We start from the raw sequence: 24,795 nt of genomic DNA, 5'->3' as shown, positions 1-24,795 counted from the left end.
GGCTGCAGGAGGGGCTAGATATGCGTTGCCCGTTCTGTGGTCATGACGAGACCCAGGTGAAGGACAGCCGTCCGTCCGAGGACGGCGCCGCCATCCGCCGTCGCCGCCTGTGCCCGGCGTGCGAGGGCCGCTTCACGACCTTCGAGCGCGTGCAGCTGCGCGAGCTGACGATCCTGAAGCGCTCGGGCCGCCGCACGCCGTTCGACCGGGACAAGCTGGCCCGCTCGATCTCCATCGCCATCCGCAAGCGCCCGATCGAGCCCGAGCGGGTCGAGCGGATGATCTCGACCATCGTGCGCCAGCTCGAGAGCATGGGCGAAACCGAGTTGCCGTCGTCGACCGTGGGCGAACTCGTGATGAAGCAGCTCAAGCAGGTCGATGACGTCGCCTACGTCCGCTATGCCTCGGTCTATCGCGACTTCCGCGAGACCCAGGACTTCGCCCGGTTCCTGGGTGAAGAAGGGCTGAGCGAGGCCGGGGCCGAGCCGAGGTAGCGGCGTGACGATCACGTTGAAGCTGGCCACCTCGCTGGACGGACGGATCGCGACCGCATCGGGCGAGAGCAAGTGGATCACCGGACCCGCCGCCCGCGAACAGACCCATCGTCTCCGGGCGGCGCATCAGGCCGTGGTGGTGGGAATCGAGACGGTCCTGGCGGACGATCCCGCCCTCACGGTCCGGCTGGCGGGATACGATGGCCGCCAGCCCGCGCGCGTGGTCCTGGACAGCCGCCAGCGGCTGCCGCTTGACGCCACGCTCGTGCGCACGGCGCGCGAGACGTCCACCTATGTCGTGGCCACCGGCGAGCCGGACCCGGCTTTGACCGCGGCGGGCGTCCGGGTGGTGACCGTGCCGGCGCTCGGCGAGGATCGGCCCGACCTTCACAAGGCGGTGGAGGCGCTGGCGCGGGAAGGCCTGGCGGACCTCCTGGTGGAAGGCGGCGGGCAGGTGGCGGGCAGCTTTCTCCGCTGCGGGCTCGTGGACGCGATCGAGTGGTTTCGCGCCCCGATCGTGATCGGCGGCGAGGGGCGGCCCGGCGTGGGCTCGCTCGCTGTTGCGGCGCTTGCCGAAGTCCCCCATTTCCGGCGCGTGGAGGTGAGCCAGCTCGGCGAGGACCTCTGGGAGCGCTACGCGAGGATCTGAGATGTTCACCGGCATCGTCACCGACGTGGGGCGCGTGCGCGCGGTCCGCGACACCAACCGCGATCGGCGGTTCGAGATCGAGACCCGGTTCGACCTGTCCACGATCGACATCGGAGCGTCCGTCAGCCACGCGGGCTGCTGCCTCACCGTGGTGGAGAAGGGCGACGGCTGGTTCGCGGTGGAGGTGTCGGGCGAGACCCTCGGCCTCACGACCCTCTCCGACTGGAAGGCGGGGGATCCGGTCAACCTCGAGCGCGCCGCGCGGGTGGGCGACGAACTGGGCGGCCACATTGTCTCCGGGCACGTCGACGGCGTGGGCGAGGTGCTTTCGGTCGAGAGCGAGGGCGGATCGCACCGTGTCCGCATCCGCGCGCCGCGGCCCCTGCATCGCTTCATCGCGCCCAAGGGCTCGATCACCGTGGAAGGCGTGTCCCTGACCGTCAACGCGGTGGAGGACGACGTCTTCGGGGTGAACCTGATCCCGCACACCTGGGATGTCACCACCCTGGGCCGCCTGCGACCGGGCGCGCGCGTGAACCTCGAGATCGACATGCTCGCGCGCTATCTCGCCCGGTGGCGCGAAACGGCCTAAGAGCAGCTTCCAACTGCCTGCAGGGACCGCCATGAGCGACGAGCCGCTTCACCTCCTGATCGTGGAGGCGCGATTCTACGACGACCTCGCCGACGCCCTTCTCGAGGGCGCCACCCAGGCCCTCTCGGCCTTCGGGGCCGAGTACGACGTGGTCACGGTGCCGGGCGCCTTGGAGATCCCCGGCGCGATCGCGCTCGCCGAGGAAGCCTCCCACCGACCCACCGGCAAGCACTACGATGGCTACGTGGCCCTGGGCTGCGTCATCCGCGGCGAGACCTACCACTTCGAGATCGTCTCCAACGAGAGCGCCCGGGGCATCATGGAGCTGACGGTCGGCAAGCGCCTGTGCATCGGCAACGGCATCCTCACCACAGAGGACGACGAGCAGGCCTGGGCGCGCGCGCGCATCAGCGAGGGCGACAAGGGCGGCGGCGCCGCGCGGGCCGCCCTCTCGATGATCGCCCTGAAGCGGCAGCTCACGGGCGGGCGTCGATGACCTCGCACGCCTCGCGCTCGGTCGCGCGTCTCGCGGCCGTGCAGGCCCTCTACCAGATGGAGGTCTCGGCGGCAGGCGTGGAGCACGTCATCCGCGAGTTCACCGACCACCGCTTCGACCGCGACGTGGAAGGGCCGGACGGGGAGGGGCAGAGGCTGGCGTCCGCCGACGAAGGCTTCTTCGCCGAGCTGGTGCGCGGCGTGGTGGCCCGCCAAGCGCAGGTGGACGCCGCGATCGCGCGCAGGCTGGCGGAGAACTGGCGGCTGGAGCGCCTGGACGCCACGGTCCGCGCCATCCTGCGGGCGGGCGCCTATGAGCTCACCCACCGCCCGGACGTTCCGACCGAAGTGGCCATCGACGAATACGTGGAGATCGCGAAGAGCTTCTTCGAGGGGACCGAGCCGGGCTTCGTCAACGGCGCCCTGGACGCCGTCGCGCGCGATGTCCGGCCTGGATGAATTCGGCGAGATCGCGCGGCTCTTCCGGCCGCTGACGCGAGGAGCGCCCGGCGCTCTGGAGCTGAAGGACGACGCGGCCATACTGCCCAGCCGCAAGGGCCACGACATCGTGGTCACCAAGGACGCCATCGTGGAAGGCGTCCACTTCCCGGTGGGGGAGGCCCCGGACCTCGTGGCGCGCAAGCTGGCGCGCGTGAACCTGTCGGACCTCGCCGCGAAGGCCGCCGAGCCGTTCGCCGCCTTCCTCGCCATAGCGTGGCCGGCGGCCACCGGCGAACGGGAGCGGGAACGCTTCGCCCTGGGCCTCGCCGCCGACTTCGAGACCTTCGGCGTCAGCCTCCTGGGCGGCGACACCGTCTCCACCCCCGGGCCGTTGATGGCCAGCCTGACGGTCATGGGCTGGGTCCCCCAGGGCCGGATGGTGCGGCGCGCGGGCGCCCGCCCAGGCGACCGGCTGCTGGTCAGCGGCACCATCGGCGACGGCGCCCTGGGGCTGGCGGCCGTCCGGGGCGAGATCTCCGACCCCAGCGGGCAGCTCGCCTTCCGCTACCGGCTCCCCGAGCCGCGCCTCGACCTGCGGGATGCGCTGCGCCGCGTGGCGACGGCGGCGGCCGACGTCTCGGACGGCCTGATCGCGGACGCGCGCCATATCGCCGACGCCAGCGGCGTCCAGATCGTCATCGACCTCGACCAGCTTCCCCTGTCCGGCGGCGCGGCCACCTGGCTGGAAGCCCAGCCCGATATCCCAGCGGCGCTCCTGCGCCTCGGTTCGGGCGGCGACGACTACGAGGTCGTCTGCACGGCCCCGCCCGGCGTCCGCAAGCCCCCGGGCTTCACCGTCGTGGGCGAGGTTAGGGAAGGGGCCGGCATCGAGGTGCGCGCCGCCGGAGCCGTGGTCGATCCGGGCGCCGGCGGATGGCGCCACGGGCAGGCTGGCGCGGATGAAGCCTGACCTGCCCGCGCACGCGAGCATCGCCTTCGAGGCGGAGGTCATTCACTGGCGCGGCCCGAGCCCGTTCTTCTTCGCCGTCGTTCCGCGCGACCTGGCCGACGACATGAGGGCCGCCGCGCGGCTCGCGAGCTACGGTTGGGGCGTCGTCCCGGTGTCGGCGATGCTGGACGGGGTGACGTTCACCACCTCGCTTTTCCCGCGCGACGGGACCTATCTCGTTCCGCTCAAGGACGCCGTGCGGCGCAAGGTCGGCGTGACCGCCGGGGATCGCATCGAGATCCAGCTTTCCATCGCGCCGCGCCGGCCGTGAGCGCAAGGAAACGCCCTTTGCCCCGATCAGCTCAGGGGCCATGCTGGCGCGCGTTCAATCCCGGGAGGCCCATATGACGCAGGTGCGCGAGGGCGGCTGCCGCTGCGGCCAGGTGCGGTTCCGGACCACCGCCCCGCCGCTGCTGACCATGGCGTGCCACTGCACGGGGTGTCAGCGGATGACGGCCAGCGCGTTCTCCCTCTCCGCGATGTACCCCGCCGGAGCGTTCGAGGTGCTCTCGGGCGAGCCGGTGATGGGCGGCCTGCATGGGCCGACGCAGCACTACTTCTGCCCGCACTGCATGAGCTGGCTCTACACGCGGCCGGAAGGCGCCGACTGGCTGGTCAACATACGCGCCACGATGTTCGACGAGGCGGGCGACTTCACGCCCTTCGTGGAAACCTTCACGGACGAACGGCTGCCCTGGGCGGTCACCCCGGCCAGCCGAAGCTTCCCGCGCTTCCCGGAGATGGCGCAATGGCAAGAGCTGGTGACGGCCTACCAGGCCGCCGCGGCGCAATAGCCGCTATGGCCCGCTCGGGCTCCAGGGCCAAGGGGCGGCCGGGAGCGGTCAGGCGGAGGGTCCGCTCGACCCACTCGGGAAGCCGGAATCGGGCGACTGCAAACGCGTTCATGCCGCATGTACGTTGAGAAATCCCACTTGGCCGCAGGGAATAAGGTGCAGCCCCGGCGCATCGCCCCGGATCGGCGAGCCCTGGCGGTCATGCTCGGGGCCCTCGCCGTGGCCGCCTGCGCGGATCCCCCGCCTTCCGGCGAACGCGCCGCCCTGGCTGTGGAGAGGTACTACCGGCTGGTCGAGGCCGGCCGGACGGCTGAGGCCGCGGCCCTCCGCGTCGACGGTCGGGAGGAGGACGTCTCGGCCTACCGCACCCTGCAGGCCGAGGTCGGCCCGCCGGTCCGCGTCCGCAGGGTTGCGGGCACGATCTATGTGACCGTCCCGTTCGTCATCTACGGGCTGGATCAGGCCGGCATGGCGTACAGGACCGCGGGCCGCGCCATCGTCCGGCGGGCCGACGACACGCCGGGCGCAAGCGCCGAGGAACTTCGCTGGAGGATCGACCGGCTGGAACTGCGGCCGGGCCTCAGTGGCGGACGACCCACTCGCTGACGTAGGCGTGGGTCGCCCGGGCGAGCTTGGGCGGGCCGGAGAAGTAAAACTCGCTGCCGAACATCACCCTGCGCTCACGCCACGTCAGCGCGCCGGTGTCCTCGGACTGCAGGACGGACCGCAGCTTTGCGCTCATTCCGGCGGGAACGAAGGCGACGTAGGTGGCGTCGGGCATGCGCACTCCACTCACAGACTTGAGCCCCTTGGCGGGCAAGGAAGCGTGAGTCCCGCCCAGCACCAAGCGTGGCCGGATGTCACGGCTGGACTTTCGCTGCGGGCGTGGGCGAGGTGGGGCGAAAGCCACGGTCTGGAGGGGCGTACGGTGGGGTGGAAAGGTCTGGTCGCGGCGGCGCTGCTCATCGCGACCCCGGCGATGGGCGAGCCCCGCGCGGAGTGGCGGGCGCAGGCCGCGCGGGTGACCATCGTCCGTGACGACTGGGGCATCGCCCATATTCGCGGCAAGACCGACGCCGATGCGGTGTTCGGCGCCGCCTATGCGCAGGCGGAAGACGACTTCAATCGCGTGGAGACGAACTATCTCGTGAACCTGGGCCGACTCGCGGAGGCGGAGGGCGAGGGCGCGATCTGGCAGGACCTTCGCCAGAGGCTGTTCGTCGACGAAGCGGATCTGAAGCGCCGATACGCCGCGGCGCCGGCCTGGCTGCGGGCGCTCATGGAGGGCTGGGCCGCCGGGCTCAACCACTATCTGGCGACCCATCCGGACGTGAAGCCGAGGGTGCTGACGCGGTTCGAGCCCTGGATGGCGCTCAGCTTCACCGAGGGCAGCATCGGCGGCGACATCGAGCGCATCCCGCTTGCCGGGCTGCAGGCCTTCTACGGCGGGGATCGGCGGGCGAGCGTGGCCGAGACGCCGGAGAGGCTGCGGGAGCCTTCGGGCTCCAACGGCATGGCGATCGGACCGCGGATCGCCCGCGACGGCCACGCCCTGCTGTTGATCAACCCGCACACCAGCTTCTTCTTCCGCTCGGAGCTGCAGATGACGAGCGACGAGGGCCTGAACGCCTACGGCGCCGTCACGTGGGGCCAGTTCTTCGTCTACCAGGGCTTCAACGCCCACGCCGGCTGGATGCACACCTCGAGCGGCGTGGACGTGGTCGACGAGTTCGCCGAGACGATCGTGCGGACCCCGACCGGGCTTTCCTACCGCTACGGGGACAAGCTGCGGCCGGTCAGGACCTCGACGGTCAGCGTCAGCTTCCGGAGGGCGGACGGCTCGCTCGGCAGCCGACAGTTCGCCGTGCACCGCACGCACCACGGGCCCATCGTGCGGGCCGAGGGCGACCGCTGGATCGCGTTCGCCATGATGTACAAGCCGGTCGAAGCCCTGACGCAGTCGTTCCTCCGCACGAAGGCGACCGACCTCGAGGGTTTCCTGCGCGTGGCCGAGGCCGCCAAGGCCAACTCGTCCAACAATACGCTCTTCGCCGATCGGAATGGCGCGACCGCCTATCTGCACCCCCAGTTCATTCCCCGGCGCGACGACCGGTTCGACTACGCCAAGGTGGTCGACGGCTCGGACCCGGCCACGGACTGGGGCCCGCTGCACGCCTTCGCCGAGCGGCCGAACGTAGTGAGTCCGAAGGGCGGCTGGGTGTTCAACGTCAACGACTGGCCCTACTCGGGCGCCGGTCCGGAGAGCCCCAGGCGCGAGGCCTTCCCGCGCTACATGGACGTGGCTGGACGGAACGCGCGCACGCTGCACGCGACGCGGGTCCTCGAGGGACGTCGCGACGTCACGCTGGAGTCGCTCCTGCGCGCCGCCTACGATCCGGACCTTCCCGCCTTCGACATCCTCATCCCGGCCCTGGCGAGCGCCTGGGATGCGCTTCCGCCCGGCGACCCGGTGAGAATCCGGCTCGCAGAACCGGTGGCGCGCCTGCGGGCCTGGGACCGGCGGTGGTCGGCGACGTCGACGGAGACGTCGCTGGCGGTGTTCTGGGCAGAGGCGCTGGCCGCCCGCACCCCGCCGGGGCGTCCCGGCAGCCTTTTGCTGCTCGAGGCCATGGCGGCGCGGCCCCCCGGCGAGCGGCTCGCGGCGCTGTCGGAAGCCACGGACCGCCTGGCGGCGGATTTCGGGAGCTGGCAGGTCCCGTGGGGCGAGATCAATCGCTTCCAGCGGCTGAGCGGCGACATTGTCCAGACGTTCCGGGACGACGCGCCGTCGATCGCCGTGCCCTTCGCGTCGGCGGCCTGGGGCTCGCTCGCGTCGTTCGGGGCCCGCCGCTACCCCGGGACGCGGCGCTACTACGGCACGAGCGGCAACAGCTTCGTGGCGGTGGTCGAGTTCGGGCCGCGCGTCCGGGCGCGGGCGGTGAGCGCCGGCGGCGAGAGCGGCGATCCGAAGAGCCCTCATTTCAACGACCAGGCCGATCGCTACGCCGCGGGCGACCTGCGGGAGGTCTACTTCCACCCGGACCAGCTGAAGGGCCACGTGGAGAGGACGTACCGGCCGGGCGAGTGACCGGCCGCGTCCGTTCAGCGATGTCGCTCGAGGAAAGCGAACACGGCGGCGTTGAAGGCGTCGTTGCGGTCGCCGGCGACCATGTGGTCGGCGCCCGCGATGTCGGCGTACTCGGCATGCGGGACCAGTTGCAGGAAGTCGTCGACCCCTTCCTGAGACAGCACATCGGAGAGGCGGCCGCGGACCAGCAGCGTGGGCGTCGTCAGCCGCCGCGCCGCATCGCGCAGCCCCTCGACGTCGCGCGCGGGGCGGTCCTCACGGAACATGCGCGGATCCCAGTGCCAGAAGTAGCGCCCGTCCCGCAGGCGCAGGTTCCGCAGGAGGCCCGAGGTGTCCTTCGGCCGCTTGCGGTGCGGCAGATAGGCGGCCACCGCGTCGGCGGCTTCCTCGACGCTGGCGAAGCCCTCGGGGGCGCTGTGCATGAAGGCCAGGATACGGTCCGTGCCGGCGGTGTTCACCGTGGGCGCGATGTCCACCATCACCAGTCCCGCCAGGGGGTGCTGAAGCGCCGCGTAGCAAAGGCTCGCCATGCCGCCCAGCGAGGCGCCGACCAGGAAGGGCGCCCGCGGCAATGCGGCGGCGATCGCCCGGATATCCCCGGCGTGGGCGGCCATGCCGTAGTCCGCGCCCGGCGACCAGCCGCTCTCTCCATGGCCGCGCAGGTCGGCGCTGATCATGCGGAAGCCCCGCCGCGCGCCCTCGGCCAAGGCGCCGCCCCAGGCGCCGCGCGTCTGCCCTCCGCCATGCAGCAGGATCACCGGGGCCCCGTCTGCCGGCCCGGCGACATCCGCAGTGATCTCAACGTCGCCGCTCTGGAAGCGGAGGACCTCGATGGGCATGGCGAGCTCGGACATGCCCGAGGGGTACCGGGTTGCCGCGGGGTCCGCAAAGCCCCGGTTCGAACGCCGGGCTTCCTTCGCACGGGCGCGGGCGATACGCAGGGCTGAGGACATGGGTGGCGCGCTCGAGGCGTCGCCAGGACGAGGACGCGGCATGAGAGTATCGGTGTTCCTGGCGCTGGCGGCCACGGGATGGGGCGCGGCGGCAAGCTCGCCGACCTGGTGGTGCTCGACGCCGACCCGACCGCAGATATCCGCAACAGCGAGAAGGTGCATCGCGTGATGCTTGGCGGGCGCCTGTATGACCCGATGACGATGGACGAAGTGGTGACCGGCGAGCGCAGGCGCGCCGCGTACTGGTGGGAGGGCAAGCGCTGATGGTGTCGGTGATCCTGAACGTAAGCGGCAGCGACCGGCCTGGACTTACGGAGGCCCTTGCGCAGGCCGTGCTGTCCGCGGGCGGCAACTGGCTGGAGAGCCACCTGAGCCGCCTGGGCGGCCTCTACGTGGGTTCGGTTCTCGTCGAGCTGGCCGAGGACCGGACCGACGCGCTGCGCGAGGCGGTGGCGTCGGTGGACGCGCGTGGGCTGGAGGTGCGGATCGCGCCTGCGGTCCCTGCCGGGGGCGGCGAGGGCGGCGAGGCGCTGCTGTTGAGCCTGGTGGGCCAGGACCGGCCGGGCATCGTCCGGCAGGTGACCGCCGTGCTGGCCGGGCTCGAGGTCAACATCGAGGCCTTCGACACGCGCCTGAGCGCGGAGCCCCACGCCGGCGGCGTGCTCTTCCACCTGGAGGCCCGGCTGCGGCTGCCGCCAGGCGTCGGGGCGGCCGACGTGCAGGCCGCCCTTGAGGAGATCTCCGCCGAGATCATGGTCGATACGGCCTTGACCCCTGTGCGCGAGGGGTAGGGACCGGCGTCAGCCCACCAGGCGCAGGCGTGGGAGCTGGCGCGAGCAGGGCGCGGGCGTGCTGTTCGCGTCCGCCGGGCGCGGCTGCGTGGGATAGCCGATCACCGTGTCCAGGGCCGGGTAGCCGGCGACGGCGTAGCTGGCGAGCTTGCCGCTCATGGCCGCGCCCTCGAAGCTGCCGACGTTGAGCCCGGTGTAGATCCAGTCCCCGGCGAGGGTGAGGTTCTCGAAGCCCGATCCCCAGGCCTCCAGGCGGTACTTCACGCTCCCGGGCGGCGTCGTCACGTACCGCTCGGTGGGGTCGATGTTGGCGCGCCAGAACTGACTGTCGAAGCGCTGGACACCCTGGGCGTCGACGTCGCGGGTGTCGACCAGCAGGTCGAAGTCGAGCCCCATCGGGTCGCCGATCGGGTTGTTGGCCCGCACGGTGGCGTTGGGCAGCATCGTGCCGATCGAGGTCTGCAGGTACTGAATGCACTGGGCCTTGACCCGCTGCGCCTGGCGCGCCGGGTACTCGTGGTCGGAAAAGGGCGGCATCGGCTCGTAGTCGGGCATCAGGCCGCAGAAGTACCAGAGCGCCTTGGGTCGGTTGTTCGCCGGCCAGTCCTCGTACTTGATCAGGTCGTGGTACTCGGCGTTGCCGTTGGGCGGGCAGAAGTAGGTGCCGCTGATCGGGATTTCGTTCTTGGCCGGGTCCAGCTTCTCGGACCAGCCCAGTTCGTAGAGGTCCTTGGAAAGCCAGATCTGCATCGCCTGAGTCTGCACGGTCGGGATGTGAGCGACCATGTCGCGCCAGCGGGGGCTTTCGTCGATCAGCTCGCGGCACAGGAACGGCGCGGCGCCGAGCGAGATGGCGAAGACCACTTGGTCGAAGTCCGCGCCGCGCCGCAGCACCTTGGGCGTCTTGAGGTGCGGGAACTCGGCCGTCGGCCACGGACACCAGTAGGACTCGAGATCCTGCTGCAGGGCCCGCATGAACTCGCCTTCGTTCAGCTGCTGGTAGAGGGGCCGGTGCGGCCACGACGGCAGCCCCTTGACCTCGATCAGCGGCTCGTAGCCCCGCGCGGGGTCCTTGAGGGTCGCCTGCAGGGTGAACTCGACCGCGTCGACGGCGCGACGGTCGGCGCTGAGGCGCAGGGCGTCCACCTTGTGGAAGAACTCGAACTTCACGCCGCGACGCTTCAGCACCTCGTACATCGGCGCCACGACGGTCTCCCCGGTCCCGGCGGCGAAGCTCCAGAGGAAGGCCTCGCGGTAGGCGCAGGTGCGCAGCGTCCAGTCCAGGAATGCGCCGGCGGCCATCCGCGCGGCGCGCGAGGTGTCGCCGTTCGGGCTCTGGTAGCAGATGTTCACCGTGATCATCACGACGGGAGACTTCAGGGTCGCCGCCTGGATTCCGTGGCGGATCAGCCAGTCGCTCCAGTTCTCGTCGTCGAGCACGTCGAAGCCGTTGACCACGACATTGTCCTTGAGCGCGCCGATGATCATCGTCGCGTAGAAGTCCAGCGTCAGCAGCGCATGGCGAAGGTCGTCGAAGTGATCGGCGATGCCGGGCGCCAGGACGTCCACCGTCTCGACGAAGCCCAGCACAAGCCGGCGGGCGGCCTCGATCTCGCCGACCAGCGGATGGTTCGGACCCGCGGAGAGCGGGATGTCGCGCACCTGCTCCCGCGCCCTGGCCAGAAGCGCCGAGATGGCGAGCTCGACGAGCTTGGGCACGCCCGCGACCGAGCTCTGCATCTGCTCGACTTCGTAGAAGATCGCCTCGAGGCAGCTCTCGAGACCCCGGTAGTCCGACGTATCGATCGGCGAGAGCTTGTTCTCGGGGAAGCGCGTCGGCCAGGGCTTGAGGCCGCCGTTCTCGAACTCCCACATCATGGCGAAGTTCGAGCGCAGGAACGCCTGGTCGAACGTGGCCAGGGGCATCCCCGCCGGGCGGTTCAGCTCGGCGTACACCTCGTGCATCATCGGGATGGCGTTGAAGTAGCTGCCGACGAAGCCGTGGATGCCGTGCTCTTCGATGCGCGCGTTCTCGCCGCGGGAGGAGGCGCACTTGCCGCCGAGCCGCCACCCGAGTTGGTAGACGGTGATCTCGTACTCGTCCTGCCAGCCCGGCCGGTTCGATAGGTTGAACGCGGTCGCAAGCCCGCCCATGCCGCCGCCCAGAATAGCCACCTTCTGCGGCTTGGATGTCTTCGTCATCCTGTCGAGACCTTACCCCACCTTTTAATCGTGAGAGTGGCCGGTCATGACTTGAGTTAGGGTTAAGCGCAGATCTTGCGATGCGAACGACTTCGCAGATCCTGACGCGACAGGTGGCAGAAGTTGATCGCTCAGCGGCCTTTCCAGCCGATCGCCTGCAAAGCCTTAACGAGGCGTTCGCTATCTTGCGGCCTGACGAACGGATGGCCCGTCCTGAGGGCCTCCAGCGAATAGCCCTCGTCCTTGCCGGGATGCTGCTCGCGGGCGAGCGCGTCGCCCTCGGCGAGGGCGCGTCGGGCCTGCTCGACCTGGCCGGCGGCGCTGTAGCAGGCCGCAAGAAGATAGCAGAGCGAGAACCTTTCGGGCTTGCGGGCGCGGGCGTCGGCGGCGTCCCGCGCCGCCTCGTGGTAGTCGCCGGCGGCGAAGCGGGCCAGCGCCTTCGCCCGGAACCAGAGCCAGGCCTGCGGGTCGTTCGGGCTCGCCGCGATCGCCCGGCTCGAATAGGCGATTGCCTCGGCGGACTCGCCCTCGAACGCGAGCAGCCGGCCCATCTCGCCCAGGGCTGCGGCGAGGTACGGGTTGAGCTCCAGGGCGCGCCGCTGCTCGGCCTTCGCCTCTGGCAGGCGGTCCATGAGGGACAGCACCACGCCCAGCGTGAAGTGCGCGAAGGCGTCGTTGGCGCCGGCGCTGACGGCGAGGAGGGCGATGCGATGCGCCTCGGCGATGTTGGACGCCGGCTCCCGGGCCGTGCCGCTCCAGACGTCGTAGAGCTTGCAGTGCGCCAGGATGGACAGGGCCGAGACGTCGTTGGGCTCGAGCCTGAGGGCCTGCTCGAGAAGCTCTTCCGCCGCCCTCACGTCCTCGGGCGTCGAGCGCCAGAAGGCGCGACGGCCCTGCACGAACAGGCGCCAGAACTGCAGGCTGTGCTCGGGGGTGGCGAGCGCCTTCGTCTCCTCGCGCTCGAGCACGGCGGGCTCGACGGTGCCGATGATCGAGGTGGTGATCTCGTTCATGAGCGAGAAGAGATCGACCATCGGCCGATCGTAGCGGCCGGACCAGGCGCTGGTCTCGTCGGCGCCCTGGATCAGGTCGACCGAGATCCGGACCATGCCGCCCAGGGCCCGCACCTTGCCGTCCAGGACGTAGTCCACCCCGAGGCGCGTGCAGATCGCGCCGGGCGGCGCGCCGACGACGTCCGAATACAGCAGGGACTGCCGGGGGGTGACGGCGAGCAGTGGCGACTTGGAGAGCCCGGCCGTGAGCTCGTCGGCCAGCGCTTCGGCGAACCAGGCCTGATCCTCGTCGCCGGGCTGGTGGGTGAACTCGAGCACCACGATCCGGGGCCGCGACGGCTCCGCCGTCCGCGCCGCCACACGGACCGGCTCGGCGGCGTCGGGGACCGTGAGGCGGTAGCCGACCCGGGGGATCGTCTCGATGGCGAATGCGCCGCCGCTTCGCGTGGCGAGCTTTCGCAGCTTGCCCATCACGAGGGTGATCGAGTCCTCCCCGACGACGCGGCCGCCCCAGCATCTGGCGATCAGGTCGTCCCGGCTGACCACCGCGCCGTCGGCCTGCGCCAGCATGACGAGCACCTGCATCACGCGGGGTTGCAGGACCTCGCGGCCGTGGGAAGCAATGACTTCGCGCGTCGACGGCCGCACTTCCAGGGAACCCAGGGAAAAGCCAGCCTCGTGGGCCAGTTGCATCGAACTCTTGTGTCCCGTTCTATCCGCGGAGCCGGCCCCCCGGCCGATCCCCGCCACAGCCCTGACTCGGACGCGCCGCTAACCTAGTGGGGCGAACCGTCGCCACCAAGCCGGAAAGATCGGCGTTTGCTCGGGGAAAGATCGGGACCGCTCCATGTCGATTCAGGGCTATCGCTGGTCTTCTCACGGTGGGTTCAGGCCTTATCGGGGGCCGGGCAGACCCGACACTTTGCCCACAAGCCCCAGTCCTCCGGCGCCGTCGCCCAGCTCCCGCAGGCTCGGCAGGAGGGCCGCGTCCAACGGGACGCCATGAAGGCCGGAACCTTCCCCCGGGCTCGCCGGTGCGAGCCCAACTCGTCCGGCGACGGTTTCGGAGGGTGGCTGGGGGGCCGCCCCCGGGGCCGCTCTGGCGGGAGCCTGCGGGTCCCTAGCCCTGCGGGCCCTCTTCAAGCCCCCGATCCCCGTGGATCGGGGGTCTTTTTTTGCGTGGAACGGCGCAGGGCGATTCGCGACGAGAGTAGCCTGGCCGGCGTCGCGACGATCGAATGTGGGATGTTCGGTGCGCCACGGACGTGGCGCGAGTGACGGGACTCGAACCCGCGACCTCCGGCGTGACAGGCCGGCGCTCTAACCAACTGAGCTACACCCGCGCAAAGCCGTCCGGCGATGCGAAGGCGGCTCTCATATGGGCGGGTCGGAATCGTGTCAACGGAAGAGTGCGGCGCCCGTCGGCGCGGCGCTTCCGCGACCATCCCCGCCGCGGCGTTTCGCAGCGCAAAACCCCTGTTTGAAACACCCGGTCGAACGGTCTAGAAGGGCGCCGCGACTCCCGCCGGAGACTTACGTGAACGCCTTCCTGCTCGAGTACCTGCCCATCGTGATCTTCCTGGGGATCGCGGCGGCGCTGGGCATCGTCTTCATCCTCTTCGCGACCGTGCTCGCGCCCAAGGCGCCCGACCCGGAGAAGCTGTCGTCGTACGAGTGCGGCTTCAACGCCTTCGACGATGCGCGCATGAAGTTCGACGTCCGGTTCTACCTGGTCTCGATCCTGTTCATCATCTTCGACCTTGAGGTGGCGTTCCTGTTTCCCTGGGCGGTCGCGCTGATGAACCTACCGCCCGACGTCGCCAAGTACGCCTTCTGGTCGATGATGACCTTCCTGGGCGTCCTGACCGTCGGCTTCATCTACGAGTGGAAGAAGGGCGCCCTGGAATGGGAGTGATCGTTCCGCCTGGCTCGGGCGTTCCCGCGGGCGCCGCGGGCCGGACGACCGTCGAGGGCTACGACCCGAAGCTGCACGACCCGTTCTTCGACGGCGTCTCGCAGCGTCTCGCCGACAAGGGCTTCGTGACCGCCGGCGTCGACGACCTCATCACCTGGGCCCGCACCGGGTCGCTGATGTGGATGACGTTCGGCCTGGCCTGCTGCGCGGTCGAGATGATGCAGGCCTCGATGCCGCGCTACGACCTGGAGCGCTACGGCTTCGCCCCGCGCGCGAGCCCGCGGCAGAGCGACGTGATGATCGTGGCGGGCACGCTCGTGAACAAGATGGCCCCGGCGCTGCGCAAGGTCTACGACCAGATGCCCGAACCGCGGTACGTGATCTCGATGGGCAGCTGCGCCAACGGCGGCGGCTACTACTACTTCAGCTACTCGACCGTGCGGGGCTGCGACCGGATCGTGCCGGTGGACATCTACGTGCCCGGGTGCCCGCCCACGGCCGAGGCGCTGGTCTACGGCGTGCTGCAGCTGCAGAAGAAGATCCGCCGCACCGGGACGATTGTGCGATGAGCTGGCCGGCGACCGCGACAGAGCTCGAGAAGCTCGGCAAGGCCATCTGCAAGGAGGCCAAGGGCGTCTTCACCGGCGCATCGACCGCGTTCGGCGAGCTGACGCTGACGGCCCCGGCCGCCCGGGTGCTCGAGGCGCTGAGCTACCTGCGCCACGCGCAGGGCTTCCACCAGCTGATCGACCTCGCCGGCGCGGACTATCCCGAGCGGCCCCTGCGCTTCGACGTCGTCTATCACCTGCTGTCGATGACGAAGAACCGCCGCGTGCGGCTCAAGGTGCAGACCGACGAGGACACCGCGGTGCCGTCCGTGGTGTCGCTGTTCCCGGCCGCCGACTGGTACGAGCGCGAGGCGTTCGACATGTACGGCATCTTCTTCGACGGGCACCCCGACCTTCGCCGGATCCTCACCGACTACGGCTTCCACGGCCATCCGCTGCGGAAGGACTTCCCGATGACCGGCTACGTCGAGGTCCGCTACGACGACGAGCTCAAGCGGGTGGTCTACGAGCCCGTGAAGTCGGTCGAATGGCGCAACTGGGACTTCCTCTCGCCGTGGGAGGGGATGGAGAAGGGCTTCTCGCCGGCGCTGCCGGGCGACGAGAAGGTTGAGAAATGACCGGCCAGAACGCACCCGCGGCGGCGACCGACCTACCGAGCACGATCGGGGAAGGCGAGACTCCGGTCCGCAAGTTCAACATCAACTTCGGCCCGCAGCACCCGGCCGCGCACGGCGTGCTTCGCCTGGTGCTGGAGCTGGACGGCGAGGTGGTCGAGCGGGTCGATCCCCACATCGGCCTCCTGCACCGCGGCACGGAGAAGCTGATCGAGGCGCGGCCCTACGGCCAGACCATCCCCTACATGGACCGCCTCGACTACGTGGCGCCGATGAACCAGGAGCATGCGTACTGCCTGGCCATCGAGAAGCTGCTGGATGTCGAGGTCCCGTACCGGGCGCTGCTGATCCGCACGCTCTATGACGAGATCGGCCGGATCCTGAACCACCTGCTGAACGTGACGACGCAGGCCATGGACGTGGGCGCGCTGACGCCGCCGCTCTGGGGCTTCGAAGAGCGCGAGAAGCTGATGGTGTTCTACGAGCGCGCGTCGGGCGCCCGGATGCACGCCAACTACTATCGCGTCGGCGGCGTGCGGCAGGACCTGCCCGAGGCGCTGGTCCGCGACATCCGGGACTGGTGCGACCACTTCCCGCGCATCTGCGACGACATCGAGGGCCTGATCACGGGCAACCGGATCTTCAAGCAGCGCAACGTCGACATCGGGAAGGTGACCCGGGACGAGGCGATCGCCTGGGGCTTCTCGGGCGTGATGGTGCGGGGTTCGGGCATCCCGTGGGACCTGCGCCGCAGCCAGCCCTACGCGGCCTACAACGACATGGAGTTCGACGTCCCGCTGGGCGTGAACGGCGACTGCTACGACCGCTACCTCTGCCGGATGCAGGAGATGCGGGAGTCCACGAAGATCATGATGCAGTGCTGCGACGCGCTGCTGAAGTCGCCCGGCCCGGTGAAGGCCGAGAACAACAAGATCACGCCGCCGGCCCGGGGCGAGATGAAGCGCTCGATGGAGGCGCTCATCCACCACTTCAAGCTCTTCACCGAGGGCTATCGGACCCCGCCCGGCGAGGTCTATGCCTGCGTCGAGGCGCCCAAGGGCGAGTTCGGCGTCTACCTGGTGAGCGACGGCACCAACAAACCCTACCGGCTCAAGATCCGCGCGCCGGGCTATCCGCACCTGCAGGCCATGGACTGGATGAACCGCGGCCACATGCTGGCGGACGTCTCCGCCATCCTGGGCTCGCTCGACATCGTGTTCGGGGAGATCGACCGTTGACCGCGCCCGCGACCCTCTCGCCGCTGGACGTCGCGGCCGGGCAGCTGGAGGCCTACAACCGCCAGGACCTGGACGCGCACTGCGCGTTCTTCGCCGACGACGTGGTGGTGGCCGACCTGAACGGCGACGTCACGCTCCAGGGCAAGGACGCCTACCGCGCGAAGTACCAGCAGGTCTTCGCCGACTTCCCGAAGAACCGGGCCGAACTGGTGAACCGCATCTGCGTGGGGGATACCGTCATCGACCACGAGCGGGTGTTCCGCGACGGCGTGACCGAGGCCTTCCAGGTGATCGCCATCTACACCCTCGCGGGCGGCCGGATCGCCCGCGTGGACTTCCGCAAGTGAGGCCCGCGTGAGCGTCCGTCGCCTTTCGCCGAACCAGCCCGCCAGCTTCACCTTCGCGCCCGAGACGCTGAAGGCGGCCAAGCAGTGGATGGCCAACTTCCCGCCGGGCCGCCAGCAGTCGGCCATGGTGCCGGTCCTGTGGCTGGTCCAGAAGCAGGAGGGATGGGTTCCCGAGCCCGCGATCCGCGCGGTGGCCGAGCTCCTCGGCGTGCCGGTGATCCGGGTGCTGGAGGTGGCCACCTTCTACACCATGTTCATGCTGGAGCCGGTGGGCACGCACGCGCTGGTGCAGGTGTGCGGCACGACGCCGTGCCAGACGCGCGGCTCCGAGGCGCTGATGGCGGTCTGCAAGCGGCGGATCGGCCCGCAGAACCATCGCTCGGCGGACGGCAAGTTCTACTGGCAGGAAGTCGAGTGCCTGGGCGCCTGCGCCAATGCGCCGATGGCCGCCATCAACGACCGCTACTACGAGGACCTCACGCCCGAGGGCCTCGAGAAACTGCTCGACGCGTTCGCGGCCGGGAAGGGGCCGCCGCCGGGATCGGAAATCGGCCGCCAGGGCTCGGCTCCGGAGGGCGGGCCGCTGACGCTGACCGACCCGAAACTCTTCGACGGCTCGCTGGGCAAGAAGATCAAGATCCCGAACCTGCCGCCGAAGGCCGGCAAGGCCCCGAAGGTGAGCGCATGACGCTCGACGTTGAGGCCATCAAGCGGCGGCGCAGCGTGATGATGATCGCCAACGTGGTGGCGGCGCTGGTCGCCATCGTGGGCATCGTGCTTTACGCCCAGGGCCAGTCCTGGGCGCTCGCCGTGGTGATCGCGGCGGTCGTGGGCGGCTTCGCCGTCCAGGTGTGGTTCATGGCCGCCCTGCGCGGCCGCAAGGGAGACTCCTGACGTGCCCGGTTTGCTGGCCGACAAGGACCGCATCTTCCTCAACCTCTACGGCCAGCGCGACTGGGGCCTGGAGGGGGCGAAGGCGCGCGGGGCGTGGAACGGGACGGCCGACATGGTCGCCCAGACGCCCGAGTGGATCTGCGACCAGATCAAGGCCTCGGGCCTGCGGGGCCGGGGCGGGGCCGGCTTCGCCACGGGCCTGAAGTGGACCTTCATGCCGAAGCAGGAGAGCGAGCGGCCGCACTACCTGCTGGTCAACGCCGACGAATCCGAGCCGGGCGCCTGCAAGGACCGCGACATCCTGCGCAACGACCCGCATCTCCTGATCGAGGGCTGCGTGATCGCCTGCCGCGCCATGCGCAGCCACAACGCCTACATCTACATCCGCGGCGAGTACGTGCACGAGCGCGAGCGCCTGCTGGCCGCCATCAGGCAGGCCTATGACGCCAAGCTGCTCGGGCCCGGATCCATCCTGGGCTACGACGTGGACGTCCGCGTCCAGCACGGCGGCGGGGCCTACATCTGTGGCGACGAGACCGCCCTGATGGAGAGCTTCGAGGGCAAGAAGGGCCAGCCGCGCCTGAAGCCCCCGTTCCCCGCCGGCGCCGGCATCTACGGCTGCCCGACCACGGTGAACAACGTCGAGACCATCGCGGTCGTGGGCACGATCCTGCGCCGCGGCGCCGACTGGTTCGCCCAGTTCGGCACCGAGAAGTCGACGGGTACGAAGCTGTTCGCGGGCTCGGGCCACCTGAACAAGCCCTGCGTGGTCGAGGACGCCGTCGGCATTCCGCTGAAGACGCTGATCGAAGAGCACATGGGCGGCGTGCGCGGCGGCTGGGGCAACCTGAAGGCCGTGATCCCCGGCGGCATCTCGGTGCGGATGATCCCGGCCGAGGAGGCCGAGGTCGCGGTGATGACCTACGAGGACCTGCAGGCGCGGGGCTCGGGCCTGGGCACCGGCACCATGATCGTGTTCGACAAGGACGCCGACCTGGTGAAGGCGATCGCCCGCGCGAGCTACTTCTACAAGCACGAGAGCTGCGGCCAGTGCACGCCGTGCCGCGAAGGCACCGGCTGGATGTGGCGGGTGATGGAGCGGATGGTCACCGGCGAGGCCGAGATGTCCGAGATCGACCTGCTGCTCGACGTGGCCAGCCAGGTCGAGGGCCACACCATCTGCGGCCTGGGCGATGCGGCCGCCTGGCCGATCCAGGGCCTCTTCCGCCACTTCCGCCATGAGGTGGAGGACCGCATCAACACCTATCGTGCGCGCAAGGGCTCCTACGCCGGCGCGTCGATCGCGGCGGAGTAAGTCGAGATGCCGATCGCCAAGGTCGACGGGGTCGAGGTCGAGTTCGAGCCGGGGATGAACGTCCTCCAGGTCTGCGAGCTGGCGGGCAAGGAGATCCCCCGGTTCTGCTACCACGAACGACTGAGCATCGCCGGCAACTGCCGCATGTGCCTGGTCGAGGTGAAGCCCGGCCCGCCGAAGCCGCAGGCGTCGTGCGCGCTGCCGGCCGCCGAGGGGCAGGAGATCTTCACCGACACGCCGATGGTGAAGAAGGCGCGCCACGGGGTGATGGAGTTCCTGCTCATCAACCACCCGCTGGATTGCCCGATCTGCGACCAGGGCGGGGAGTGCGACCTGCAGGACCAGGCCATGGGTTATGGCCGCGACGACAGCCGCTACGCCGAGAACAAGCGGGCCGTCGAAGAGAAGTACATGGGTCCGCTGATCAAGACGGTCATGACCCGTTGCATCCAGTGCACGCGCTGCGTCCGCTTCATCACCGAGGTGGCCGGCGTGCCGGACATCGGCCTTATCTCGCGCGGCGAAGACGTTGAAATCACGACCTATCTCGACAAGGCCGTGGCGTCCGAACTGAGCGCCAACGTGATCGATCTCTGCCCGGTGGGCGCGCTGACCTCCAAGCCGTACGCGTTCAACGCCCGGCCCTGGGAGCTGAAGAAGACCGAGAGCGTGGACGTCATGGACGCCCTGGGCTCGGCCATTCGCGTCGACGCCCGCGGCCCCGCGGTGCTGCGCGTGCTGCCGCGCATCAACGAGGCGGTCAACGAGGAGTGGATCTCGGACAAGACCCGCTACGCCGTCGACGGCCTGTCGCGTCAGCGGCTGGACCGCCCCTTCGTGCGCGAGAACGGCAAGCTGCGCGCCGCCACCTGGGCCGAGGCGCTGGACGTGGTCGCCGCCAAGGTGCGGTCGACCAACCCAGACCGCATCGGCGTCATCGCCGGCGACCTGCAGGACGCCGAGTCCATGAAGGCGGCGAAGGACCTGTTCGGCAGCCTGGGCGTCACCAGCCTCGACTGCCGCCAGGACGGCATGGTGCTGGGCCACGGCGCCCGCGAGACCTGGCTGTTCAATTCGTCGATCCAGGGCCTTGAAGAGGCGGACTATATCCTGCTGGTCGGCAGCAATCCGCGCCTCGAGGCGCCGGTGCTCAACGCGCGCATCCGCAAGCGCTGGCTGGCGGGCGCCACCCGGGTGGGCGTGGTCGGCGAGGCCGCCGACCTGACCTACGGCTACGAGCATCTGGGCGCGGGCCCGGCCTCGCTCGCGGGCCTCGCGAAGTCGAAGTCCGACTTCGTGAAGCGGCTCAGGGAGGCCAAGGCGCCGGCGATCGTGATCGGCGCGGGCGCTCTGAACCGGCCCGACAGCCTGGCTGTGCTTCGCGCAGCCGCCGACGTCGCCAAGGCGTTCGGCATGACCTGGAACGTGCTGCATTCGGCCGCGAGCCGGGTCGGCGGCCTCGACCTGGGCTTCGTGCCGGCCGAGGGCGGCCGCTCGGCCGCGGAACTGGCGGCCAAGGGCGGCGCCGACCTGCTGGTCCTGCTGGGCGCGGACGAGATCGACCTGTCGAAGTCCGACGCCTTCGTCGTCTACCTCGGCACGCACGGCGACGCCGGCGCGCACCGCGCCGACGTGGTCCTGCCGGGCGCGGCCTACACCGAGAAGAACGGCCTCTATGTGAACACCGAAGGCCGGGTGCAGATGGGCTTCCGCGCCGTGTTCCCGAAGGGCGAGGCGCGGGAGGACTGGGCCATCCTGCGGGCGCTCAGCGAACGCGTGGGCGCCACGCTGCCCTACGACAGCCTTGACCAGCTCCGCGCGAAACTGTTCGCCGACCATCCGAGCTTCGGCCGCATCGGCTATGTGGCCGAGACGCCGGCCGCCGTGGACTTCGCCGCCCTGGGCGCGAAGGGCCAGCTCTCGGACGCGCCGTTCGCGGGCGCCGTGCGCAGCTTCCACCTCACCAACCCCATCGCGCGCGCCAGCGTGACGATGGCCGAATGCGCCCAGCTCGCCTCGGGCGCGGCCAAGATCGCAGCGGAGTAGGGGCGTGGCGGAATTCTGGAGCTCCCCGATCGGCTGGACGATCATCACGGTGGCCCACATCCTGGCCGTCACCGTCGTCCTGCTGCTGACGATCGCCTTCATCATCTACGGCGACCGCAAGATCTTCGCGGGCGTGCAGGCGCGGAAGGGCCCCAACGTGGTGGGGCCGTTCGGGCTGCTGCAGTCCTTCGCCGACCTGGGCAAGTTCCTGGTGAAGGAGCTCGTGATCCCGGCCGGCGCCGACAAGGCCGTCTATCTGCTCGCGCCGCTCATCAGCGTGACCCTGGCGCTCGGCGCCTGGGCGGTGATGCCGATCGCGCCGGGCTGGGCGGTCTCGGACATCAACGTCGGCATCCTCTACCTGTTCGCGGTCAGCTCGATGGGCGTCTACGGCATCATCATGGGCGGCTGGGCCTCGAACTCGAAGTACCCGTTCCTAGGGTCGCTCCGCTCGGCCGCGCAGATGGTGAGCTACGAGGTCTCGATCGGCTTCGTGATCATCACCGTGATCCTGCTGGCCGGCACCATGAACCTGAACGAGATCACCCGCGCCCAGGAGGGCGGGTTCTGGCATTGGTTCATGTTCGGCGGCGGCCCGGACTGGCACGTCAACTGGCCGCTGGTGCTGATCATGTTCCCGATGGGCGTGATCTTCTTCATCTCGGGCCTGGCCGAGACGAACCGTCCGCCGTTCGACCTGCCGGAAGCCGAGTCGGAGCTCGTGGCGGGCTACGCCGTCGAGTACGGCTCGACGCCCTACATGCTCTTCTACCTGGCCGAGACGGCGAACATCGTCCTGATGAGCGGCCTGATGGCGGTGCTGTTCCTGGGCGGCTGGAATGCGCCGTGGCCGACGCCATACCTGGCCGCCTGGCCCGCGTGGCTGGTCGGCCTGCACGGCCTCTTCTTCTACGCGGCCAAGACCTTCTTCGTGTTCTTCATGAACGCGATGGTCCGCTCCATCGTGCCCCGCTACCGCTATGACCAGCTGATGCGGCTGGGCTGGAAGGTGTTCCTGCCGACCTCTCTGGTGGCCGTCGCGGTGGTGGCCGGCTGGCGGGTCTATACGGGGCTTCCGGGATGAGGGCCTTCGCACTGATCGCCGCCCTGGCGCTCACCGCGTGCAGCGGGGGAGCCGGCTTCGGCAAGGCCGGGGGGCTGGCGACCTACGACGAGATCAAGGCCGCGCAGAGGGCCTGCGCCGACAAGGGCGGCGCCCTGAAGCTTCAACGGAACGGCGACGCCCAGTACCTGGACGACTACGCCTGCGAGAAGAACAAGTAGATGCTGAACCGGATCGGACAGGCGCTGAAGGGCGCGGCGCTGATGGACTTCGTGGGGGCCTTCGGCCTCGGCATGAAGTACATGGTGCGGCCCAAGAAGACCGTGCAGTACCCGCACGAGCGGAACCCGCAGAGCCCGCGCTTCCGCGGCGAGCATGCGCTGCGCCGCTACCCGAACGGGGAAGAGCGCTGCATCGCCTGCAAGCTGTGCGAGGCGGTCTGCCCGGCGCAGGCCATCACCATCGAGGCCGAGCCGCGCGCCGACGGCAGCCGGCGCACGACCCGCTACGACATCGACATGGTCAAATGCATCTACTGCGGCCTGTGCCAGGAGGCCTGCCCGGTGGACGCCATCGTCGAGGGCCCGAACCTGGAGTTCGCCGTCGAAACCCGCGAGGAGCTCTACTACGACAAGGAGCGCCTGCTGGATAACGGCGACCGCTGGGAGCGGGAGATCGCGAAGAATCTGGAACTGGACGCACCGTACCGATAGGAGAGGCGGCGCGATTCCGCCGCAGCTTCCGCAAGCGTAATTCGAGGGGATTTAGAGAGCCGAAATGGCCCTGCAGGCGATCGCATTCTACCTGATGGCGGCGGTGACCGTGGCGGCCGGATTCTGCGTGGTCTCGGCCCGCAACCCGGTGCACTCGGTGCTGTGGCTGATCCTGAGCTTCTTCTCGGCGGCCGGGCTCTTCGTCCTGATGGGCGCCGAGTTCATCGCCATGCTGCTGGTGGTCGTCTACGTGGGCGCCGTCGCGGTGCTGTTCCTCTTCGTCGTGATGATGCTCGACGTGGACTTCGCGGCGCTGCGCCAGGGCTTTGCCCGGTACATGCCGCTGGGCCTGCTGATCGCGGTCTTCCTGGCGGCTGAGATGGTGCTGGTCTCGGCCACGGTCGCCGGATCGGGCGCCGCCAAGGACAACGAGAACCCGATGGCCTCGGGCGCCGGCAGCGCGCTCTCGAACGCCGAGGCGATCGGGCGGGTGCTCTACACGGACTACATCTACTTCTTCCAGGCGGCCGGCCTGGTCCTGCTGGTCGCGATGATCGGCGCCATCGTGCTCACGCTGCGCCACAAGCCCGGCGTTCGACGGCAGGTGATCATGGACCAGGTGCTGCGCACGCCGAAGACGGGGATGCGGATCACCAATCTGAAGCCCGGCGAAGGGATCGGCGAATGATCCTGCTCCGCCAAGGCTCTGAAGAACGAGCATCCATGAGCCCGAATTCTCGAACCGGAGGCTCGATCCTCCGTAGCTCCGAAGGAGCGTAGGCGGATGACCATCGGGCTCGCGCACTATCTGGCGGTCGCCGCCATCCTGTTCACGATCGGCGTCTTCGGCATCTTCGTGAACCGCAAGAACATCATCGTCATCCTGATGTCGGTCGAGCTGATGCTGCTCGCCGTGAACATCAACCTGGTGGCGTTCTCGGTCTTCCTGGGCAACCTCGCGGGCCAGGTCTTCGCGATGTTCGTGCTGACCGTGGCGGCCGCGGAGGCCGCCGTCGGCCTGGCCATCCTCGTCACCTTCTTCCGCAACCGCGGCGACATCGCCGTGGACGACGCCTCGATGATGAAGGGCTGATCGCAAGTGGATCCGAAAGTCCTCGTCACCGTCATCCTGTTCGGCCCGCTGATCGGGGCGATCGCCGCGGGCCTGTTCGGTCGCCGGCTGGGCGACAATCTCAGCCGCGGCGTCACCACGGGCTTCCTGTTCCTGTCGGCCATCCTGTCGTGGGTGGTGTTCGCCCAATGGACGTGGGGCGGCCTCGAGCCGTTCACGGTCATCTACGCGCCGTTCATCCACGTGGGCGACTTCGTCTCCAACTGGGCGTTCCGGCTGGACGGCCTGTCGGCGGTGATGCTCGTGGTGGTCACCACCGTGAGCTCGCTCGTGCACCTCTACTCCTGGGGGTACATGGCGGACGATCCCAGCAAGCCGCGGTTCTTCGCCTACCTGTCGCTGTTCACGTTCGCGATGCTGTCGCTGATCAGCGCGAACGACTTCATGCAGCTGTTCTTCGGCTGGGAAGGCGTGGGCCTGGCCAGCTA

General features: G+C 69.5%; 30 protein-coding genes, 1 tRNA gene and 1 pseudogene. 27 read left to right on the top strand and 5 right to left on the bottom strand.

Going from position 1 to position 24,795, the window contains the following annotated elements; translation table 11 throughout:
- The first annotated feature begins 20 nt into the window (after window positions 1-20).
- The 9 genes from nrdR (at window position 21) to JNK30_RS20015 (ending at window position 5,080) form a co-directional block, all read left to right on the top strand.
- Window positions 21-494, top strand: coding sequence for a transcriptional regulator NrdR (nrdR, locus tag JNK30_RS20055; protein WP_293485041.1), 474 nt, complete (start codon window positions 21-23; stop codon window positions 492-494).
- Window positions 495-498: 4 nt separating this feature from the next.
- On the top strand, window positions 499-1,143 hold the full coding sequence (locus JNK30_RS20050; RefSeq protein ID WP_293485039.1) for a RibD family protein: 645 nt from the start codon (window positions 499-501) through the stop codon (window positions 1,141-1,143).
- A 1-nt stretch (window position 1,144) separates the two neighbouring features.
- Window positions 1,145-1,735 carry a riboflavin synthase gene (locus JNK30_RS20045; protein WP_293485037.1) on the top strand — a complete coding sequence of 197 codons (591 nt, stop codon included), beginning with the start codon at window positions 1,145-1,147 and terminating at the stop codon, window positions 1,733-1,735.
- Between the two features lie 31 nt (window positions 1,736-1,766).
- Complete coding sequence (ribH, locus tag JNK30_RS20040) at window positions 1,767-2,231, top strand: 6,7-dimethyl-8-ribityllumazine synthase (RefSeq protein WP_293485035.1); 465 nt, start codon at window positions 1,767-1,769, stop codon at window positions 2,229-2,231.
- The gene (nusB, locus tag JNK30_RS20035) at window positions 2,228-2,689 is read left to right on the top strand and encodes a transcription antitermination factor NusB (protein WP_293485033.1); all 462 of its coding nucleotides are present in this window, start codon (window positions 2,228-2,230) and stop codon (window positions 2,687-2,689) included. The genes ribH and nusB overlap by 4 nt, the downstream gene beginning before the upstream one ends.
- On the top strand, window positions 2,673-3,641 hold the full coding sequence (gene thiL, locus JNK30_RS20030) for a thiamine-phosphate kinase (protein ID WP_293485031.1): 969 nt from the start codon (window positions 2,673-2,675) through the stop codon (window positions 3,639-3,641). The genes nusB and thiL overlap by 17 nt, the downstream gene beginning before the upstream one ends.
- Window positions 3,631-3,951 carry a DUF1905 domain-containing protein gene (locus JNK30_RS20025; RefSeq protein WP_293485029.1) on the top strand — a complete coding sequence of 107 codons (321 nt, stop codon included), beginning with the start codon at window positions 3,631-3,633 and terminating at the stop codon, window positions 3,949-3,951. Before thiL ends, JNK30_RS20025 begins: the two co-directional genes overlap by 11 nt.
- 73 nt (window positions 3,952-4,024) lie before the next feature.
- Window positions 4,025-4,474 (top strand): GFA family protein, encoded by a 450-nt coding sequence (locus tag JNK30_RS20020; RefSeq protein WP_293485027.1) that lies wholly within the window; start codon window positions 4,025-4,027, stop codon window positions 4,472-4,474.
- A 138-nt stretch (window positions 4,475-4,612) separates the two neighbouring features.
- On the top strand, window positions 4,613-5,080 hold the full coding sequence (locus JNK30_RS20015) for a hypothetical protein (protein WP_293485025.1): 468 nt from the start codon (window positions 4,613-4,615) through the stop codon (window positions 5,078-5,080).
- Here the strand turns inward: JNK30_RS20015 and JNK30_RS20010 are convergent.
- Entirely contained in the window at window positions 5,055-5,255 is a 201-nt protein-coding gene (locus tag JNK30_RS20010) for a hypothetical protein (protein WP_293485023.1), read from the bottom strand. The genes JNK30_RS20015 and JNK30_RS20010 overlap by 26 nt on opposite strands.
- A 147-nt stretch (window positions 5,256-5,402) precedes the next feature.
- On the opposite strand from JNK30_RS20010, the gene JNK30_RS20005 reads away from it, so the two are divergent.
- Window positions 5,403-7,562: a penicillin acylase family protein gene (locus tag JNK30_RS20005; protein WP_293485021.1), complete on the top strand. Its 2,160-nt coding sequence runs from the start codon at window positions 5,403-5,405 to the stop codon at window positions 7,560-7,562.
- A 14-nt stretch (window positions 7,563-7,576) separates the two neighbouring features.
- On the opposite strand, the gene JNK30_RS20000 is transcribed toward JNK30_RS20005, so the two are convergent.
- A complete protein-coding gene (locus tag JNK30_RS20000; protein ID WP_293485019.1) occupies window positions 7,577-8,416 on the bottom strand; it encodes an alpha/beta hydrolase in 840 nt (279 codons plus the stop codon).
- Window positions 8,417-8,593: 177 nt separating this feature from the next.
- Between JNK30_RS20000 and JNK30_RS19995 the strand changes: the two genes are divergently transcribed.
- Both JNK30_RS19995 and JNK30_RS19990 read left to right on the top strand, forming a co-directional pair.
- Window positions 8,594-8,779, top strand: coding sequence for a hypothetical protein (locus JNK30_RS19995; protein WP_293485017.1), 186 nt, complete (start codon window positions 8,594-8,596; stop codon window positions 8,777-8,779).
- Window positions 8,779-9,306 (top strand): ACT domain-containing protein, encoded by a 528-nt coding sequence (locus JNK30_RS19990; protein ID WP_293485015.1) that lies wholly within the window; start codon window positions 8,779-8,781, stop codon window positions 9,304-9,306. Before JNK30_RS19995 ends, JNK30_RS19990 begins: the two co-directional genes overlap by 1 nt.
- Before the next feature lie 9 nt (window positions 9,307-9,315).
- Here JNK30_RS19990 and JNK30_RS19985 read toward each other — a convergent pair whose 3' ends face one another.
- The 3 genes from JNK30_RS19985 to JNK30_RS19975 form a co-directional block, all read right to left on the bottom strand.
- Window positions 9,316-11,508, bottom strand: coding sequence for an NAD(P)-binding protein (locus JNK30_RS19985; protein ID WP_293485013.1), 2,193 nt, complete (start codon window positions 11,506-11,508; stop codon window positions 9,316-9,318).
- Between the two features lie 131 nt (window positions 11,509-11,639).
- Window positions 11,640-13,214 (bottom strand): tetratricopeptide repeat protein, encoded by a 1,575-nt coding sequence (locus tag JNK30_RS19980; protein WP_293485011.1) that lies wholly within the window; start codon window positions 13,212-13,214, stop codon window positions 11,640-11,642.
- A 573-nt stretch (window positions 13,215-13,787) separates the two neighbouring features.
- Window positions 13,788-13,864: transfer RNA gene (locus tag JNK30_RS19975), tRNA-Asp, on the bottom strand.
- Window positions 13,865-14,058: 194 nt separating this feature from the next.
- On the opposite strand from JNK30_RS19975, the gene JNK30_RS19970 reads away from it, so the two are divergent.
- The 15 genes and pseudogenes from JNK30_RS19970 to JNK30_RS19900 all read left to right on the top strand — a co-directional run.
- Window positions 14,059-14,436, top strand: a complete 378-nt coding sequence (locus JNK30_RS19970; protein WP_293485009.1) for an NADH-quinone oxidoreductase subunit A — start codon at window positions 14,059-14,061, stop codon at window positions 14,434-14,436.
- Complete coding sequence (locus JNK30_RS19965) at window positions 14,406-15,005, top strand: NADH-quinone oxidoreductase subunit B family protein (protein WP_293485007.1); 600 nt, start codon at window positions 14,406-14,408, stop codon at window positions 15,003-15,005. Before JNK30_RS19970 ends, JNK30_RS19965 begins: the two co-directional genes overlap by 31 nt.
- The gene (locus JNK30_RS19960; protein WP_293485005.1) at window positions 15,002-15,622 is read left to right on the top strand and encodes an NADH-quinone oxidoreductase subunit C; all 621 of its coding nucleotides are present in this window, start codon (window positions 15,002-15,004) and stop codon (window positions 15,620-15,622) included. The genes JNK30_RS19965 and JNK30_RS19960 overlap by 4 nt, the downstream gene beginning before the upstream one ends.
- Entirely contained in the window at window positions 15,619-16,857 is a 1,239-nt protein-coding gene (locus JNK30_RS19955; protein WP_293485003.1) for an NADH-quinone oxidoreductase subunit D, read from the top strand. Before JNK30_RS19960 ends, JNK30_RS19955 begins: the two co-directional genes overlap by 4 nt.
- Window positions 16,854-17,204 carry a nuclear transport factor 2 family protein gene (locus JNK30_RS19950; RefSeq protein ID WP_293485001.1) on the top strand — a complete coding sequence of 117 codons (351 nt, stop codon included), beginning with the start codon at window positions 16,854-16,856 and terminating at the stop codon, window positions 17,202-17,204. The genes JNK30_RS19955 and JNK30_RS19950 overlap by 4 nt, the downstream gene beginning before the upstream one ends.
- Before the next feature lie 7 nt (window positions 17,205-17,211).
- Entirely contained in the window at window positions 17,212-17,892 is a 681-nt protein-coding gene (gene nuoE / locus JNK30_RS19945; protein ID WP_293484999.1) for an NADH-quinone oxidoreductase subunit NuoE, read from the top strand.
- Window positions 17,889-18,098 (top strand): hypothetical protein, encoded by a 210-nt coding sequence (locus JNK30_RS19940; protein WP_293484997.1) that lies wholly within the window; start codon window positions 17,889-17,891, stop codon window positions 18,096-18,098. The genes nuoE and JNK30_RS19940 overlap by 4 nt, the downstream gene beginning before the upstream one ends.
- A gap of 1 nt (window position 18,099) precedes the next feature.
- Window positions 18,100-19,413 carry an NADH-quinone oxidoreductase subunit NuoF gene (nuoF, locus tag JNK30_RS19935; RefSeq protein WP_293484995.1) on the top strand — a complete coding sequence of 438 codons (1,314 nt, stop codon included), beginning with the start codon at window positions 18,100-18,102 and terminating at the stop codon, window positions 19,411-19,413.
- 6 nt (window positions 19,414-19,419) lie between these two features.
- Window positions 19,420-21,459 (top strand): NADH-quinone oxidoreductase subunit NuoG, encoded by a 2,040-nt coding sequence (gene nuoG, locus JNK30_RS19930; RefSeq protein WP_293484993.1) that lies wholly within the window; start codon window positions 19,420-19,422, stop codon window positions 21,457-21,459.
- Between the two features lie 4 nt (window positions 21,460-21,463).
- Window positions 21,464-22,543 carry an NADH-quinone oxidoreductase subunit NuoH gene (gene nuoH, locus JNK30_RS19925; RefSeq protein WP_293484991.1) on the top strand — a complete coding sequence of 360 codons (1,080 nt, stop codon included), beginning with the start codon at window positions 21,464-21,466 and terminating at the stop codon, window positions 22,541-22,543.
- Complete coding sequence (locus tag JNK30_RS19920) at window positions 22,540-22,743, top strand: hypothetical protein (protein ID WP_293484989.1); 204 nt, start codon at window positions 22,540-22,542, stop codon at window positions 22,741-22,743. Before nuoH ends, JNK30_RS19920 begins: the two co-directional genes overlap by 4 nt.
- A complete protein-coding gene (gene nuoI / locus JNK30_RS19915; protein WP_293484987.1) occupies window positions 22,744-23,235 on the top strand; it encodes an NADH-quinone oxidoreductase subunit NuoI in 492 nt (163 codons plus the stop codon).
- A gap of 64 nt (window positions 23,236-23,299) precedes the next feature.
- The gene (locus JNK30_RS19910) at window positions 23,300-23,923 is read left to right on the top strand and encodes an NADH-quinone oxidoreductase subunit J (protein WP_293484985.1); all 624 of its coding nucleotides are present in this window, start codon (window positions 23,300-23,302) and stop codon (window positions 23,921-23,923) included.
- Window positions 23,924-24,019: 96 nt separating this feature from the next.
- Entirely contained in the window at window positions 24,020-24,328 is a 309-nt protein-coding gene (nuoK, locus tag JNK30_RS19905) for an NADH-quinone oxidoreductase subunit NuoK (RefSeq protein ID WP_293484983.1), read from the top strand.
- Window positions 24,329-24,334: 6 nt separating this feature from the next.
- Window positions 24,335-24,795 (top strand): annotated as a pseudogene (locus tag JNK30_RS19900) (NADH-quinone oxidoreductase subunit L); the annotation flags it as partial.

The sequence above is a fragment of the Phenylobacterium sp. genome, from assembly GCF_016793225.1.
In the GTDB taxonomy this organism is placed as follows: Bacteria; Pseudomonadota; Alphaproteobacteria; order Caulobacterales; family Caulobacteraceae; genus Phenylobacterium.
The sequence above is the reverse complement of the archived record's forward strand: the minus strand, read 5'-3'. Positions and strand labels throughout refer to the sequence as shown.

What these genes read in the sequence shown, in the direction of transcription:
- nrdR (WP_293485041.1), top strand. Translation starts at nt 21, where the DNA reads ATGCGTTGCCCGTTCTGTGGTCATGACGAGACCCAGGTGAAGGACAGC.
- JNK30_RS20045 (WP_293485037.1), top strand. Translation starts at nt 1,145, where the DNA reads ATGTTCACCGGCATCGTCACCGACGTGGGGCGCGTGCGCGCGGTCCGC.
- ribH (WP_293485035.1), top strand. Translation starts at nt 1,767, where the DNA reads ATGAGCGACGAGCCGCTTCACCTCCTGATCGTGGAGGCGCGATTCTAC.
- nusB (WP_293485033.1), top strand. Translation starts at nt 2,228, where the DNA reads ATGACCTCGCACGCCTCGCGCTCGGTCGCGCGTCTCGCGGCCGTGCAG.
- thiL (WP_293485031.1), top strand. Translation starts at nt 2,673, where the DNA reads ATGTCCGGCCTGGATGAATTCGGCGAGATCGCGCGGCTCTTCCGGCCG.
- JNK30_RS20025 (WP_293485029.1), top strand. Translation starts at nt 3,631, where the DNA reads ATGAAGCCTGACCTGCCCGCGCACGCGAGCATCGCCTTCGAGGCGGAG.
- JNK30_RS20020 (WP_293485027.1), top strand. Translation starts at nt 4,025, where the DNA reads ATGACGCAGGTGCGCGAGGGCGGCTGCCGCTGCGGCCAGGTGCGGTTC.
- JNK30_RS20010 (WP_293485023.1), bottom strand. Translation starts at nt 5,255, where the DNA reads ATGCCCGACGCCACCTACGTCGCCTTCGTTCCCGCCGGAATGAGCGCA.
- JNK30_RS20000 (WP_293485019.1), bottom strand. Translation starts at nt 8,416, where the DNA reads ATGTCCGAGCTCGCCATGCCCATCGAGGTCCTCCGCTTCCAGAGCGGC.
- JNK30_RS19995 (WP_293485017.1), top strand. Translation starts at nt 8,594, where the DNA reads ATGGGGCGCGGCGGCAAGCTCGCCGACCTGGTGGTGCTCGACGCCGAC.
- JNK30_RS19990 (WP_293485015.1), top strand. Translation starts at nt 8,779, where the DNA reads ATGGTGTCGGTGATCCTGAACGTAAGCGGCAGCGACCGGCCTGGACTT.
- JNK30_RS19985 (WP_293485013.1), bottom strand. Translation starts at nt 11,508, where the DNA reads ATGACGAAGACATCCAAGCCGCAGAAGGTGGCTATTCTGGGCGGCGGC.
- JNK30_RS19980 (WP_293485011.1), bottom strand. Translation starts at nt 13,214, where the DNA reads ATGCAACTGGCCCACGAGGCTGGCTTTTCCCTGGGTTCCCTGGAAGTG.
- JNK30_RS19960 (WP_293485005.1), top strand. Translation starts at nt 15,002, where the DNA reads ATGAGCTGGCCGGCGACCGCGACAGAGCTCGAGAAGCTCGGCAAGGCC.
- JNK30_RS19955 (WP_293485003.1), top strand. Translation starts at nt 15,619, where the DNA reads ATGACCGGCCAGAACGCACCCGCGGCGGCGACCGACCTACCGAGCACG.
- JNK30_RS19940 (WP_293484997.1), top strand. Translation starts at nt 17,889, where the DNA reads ATGACGCTCGACGTTGAGGCCATCAAGCGGCGGCGCAGCGTGATGATG.
- nuoG (WP_293484993.1), top strand. Translation starts at nt 19,420, where the DNA reads ATGCCGATCGCCAAGGTCGACGGGGTCGAGGTCGAGTTCGAGCCGGGG.
- JNK30_RS19920 (WP_293484989.1), top strand. Translation starts at nt 22,540, where the DNA reads ATGAGGGCCTTCGCACTGATCGCCGCCCTGGCGCTCACCGCGTGCAGC.
- nuoI (WP_293484987.1), top strand. Translation starts at nt 22,744, where the DNA reads ATGCTGAACCGGATCGGACAGGCGCTGAAGGGCGCGGCGCTGATGGAC.
- JNK30_RS19910 (WP_293484985.1), top strand. Translation starts at nt 23,300, where the DNA reads ATGGCCCTGCAGGCGATCGCATTCTACCTGATGGCGGCGGTGACCGTG.
- nuoK (WP_293484983.1), top strand. Translation starts at nt 24,020, where the DNA reads ATGACCATCGGGCTCGCGCACTATCTGGCGGTCGCCGCCATCCTGTTC.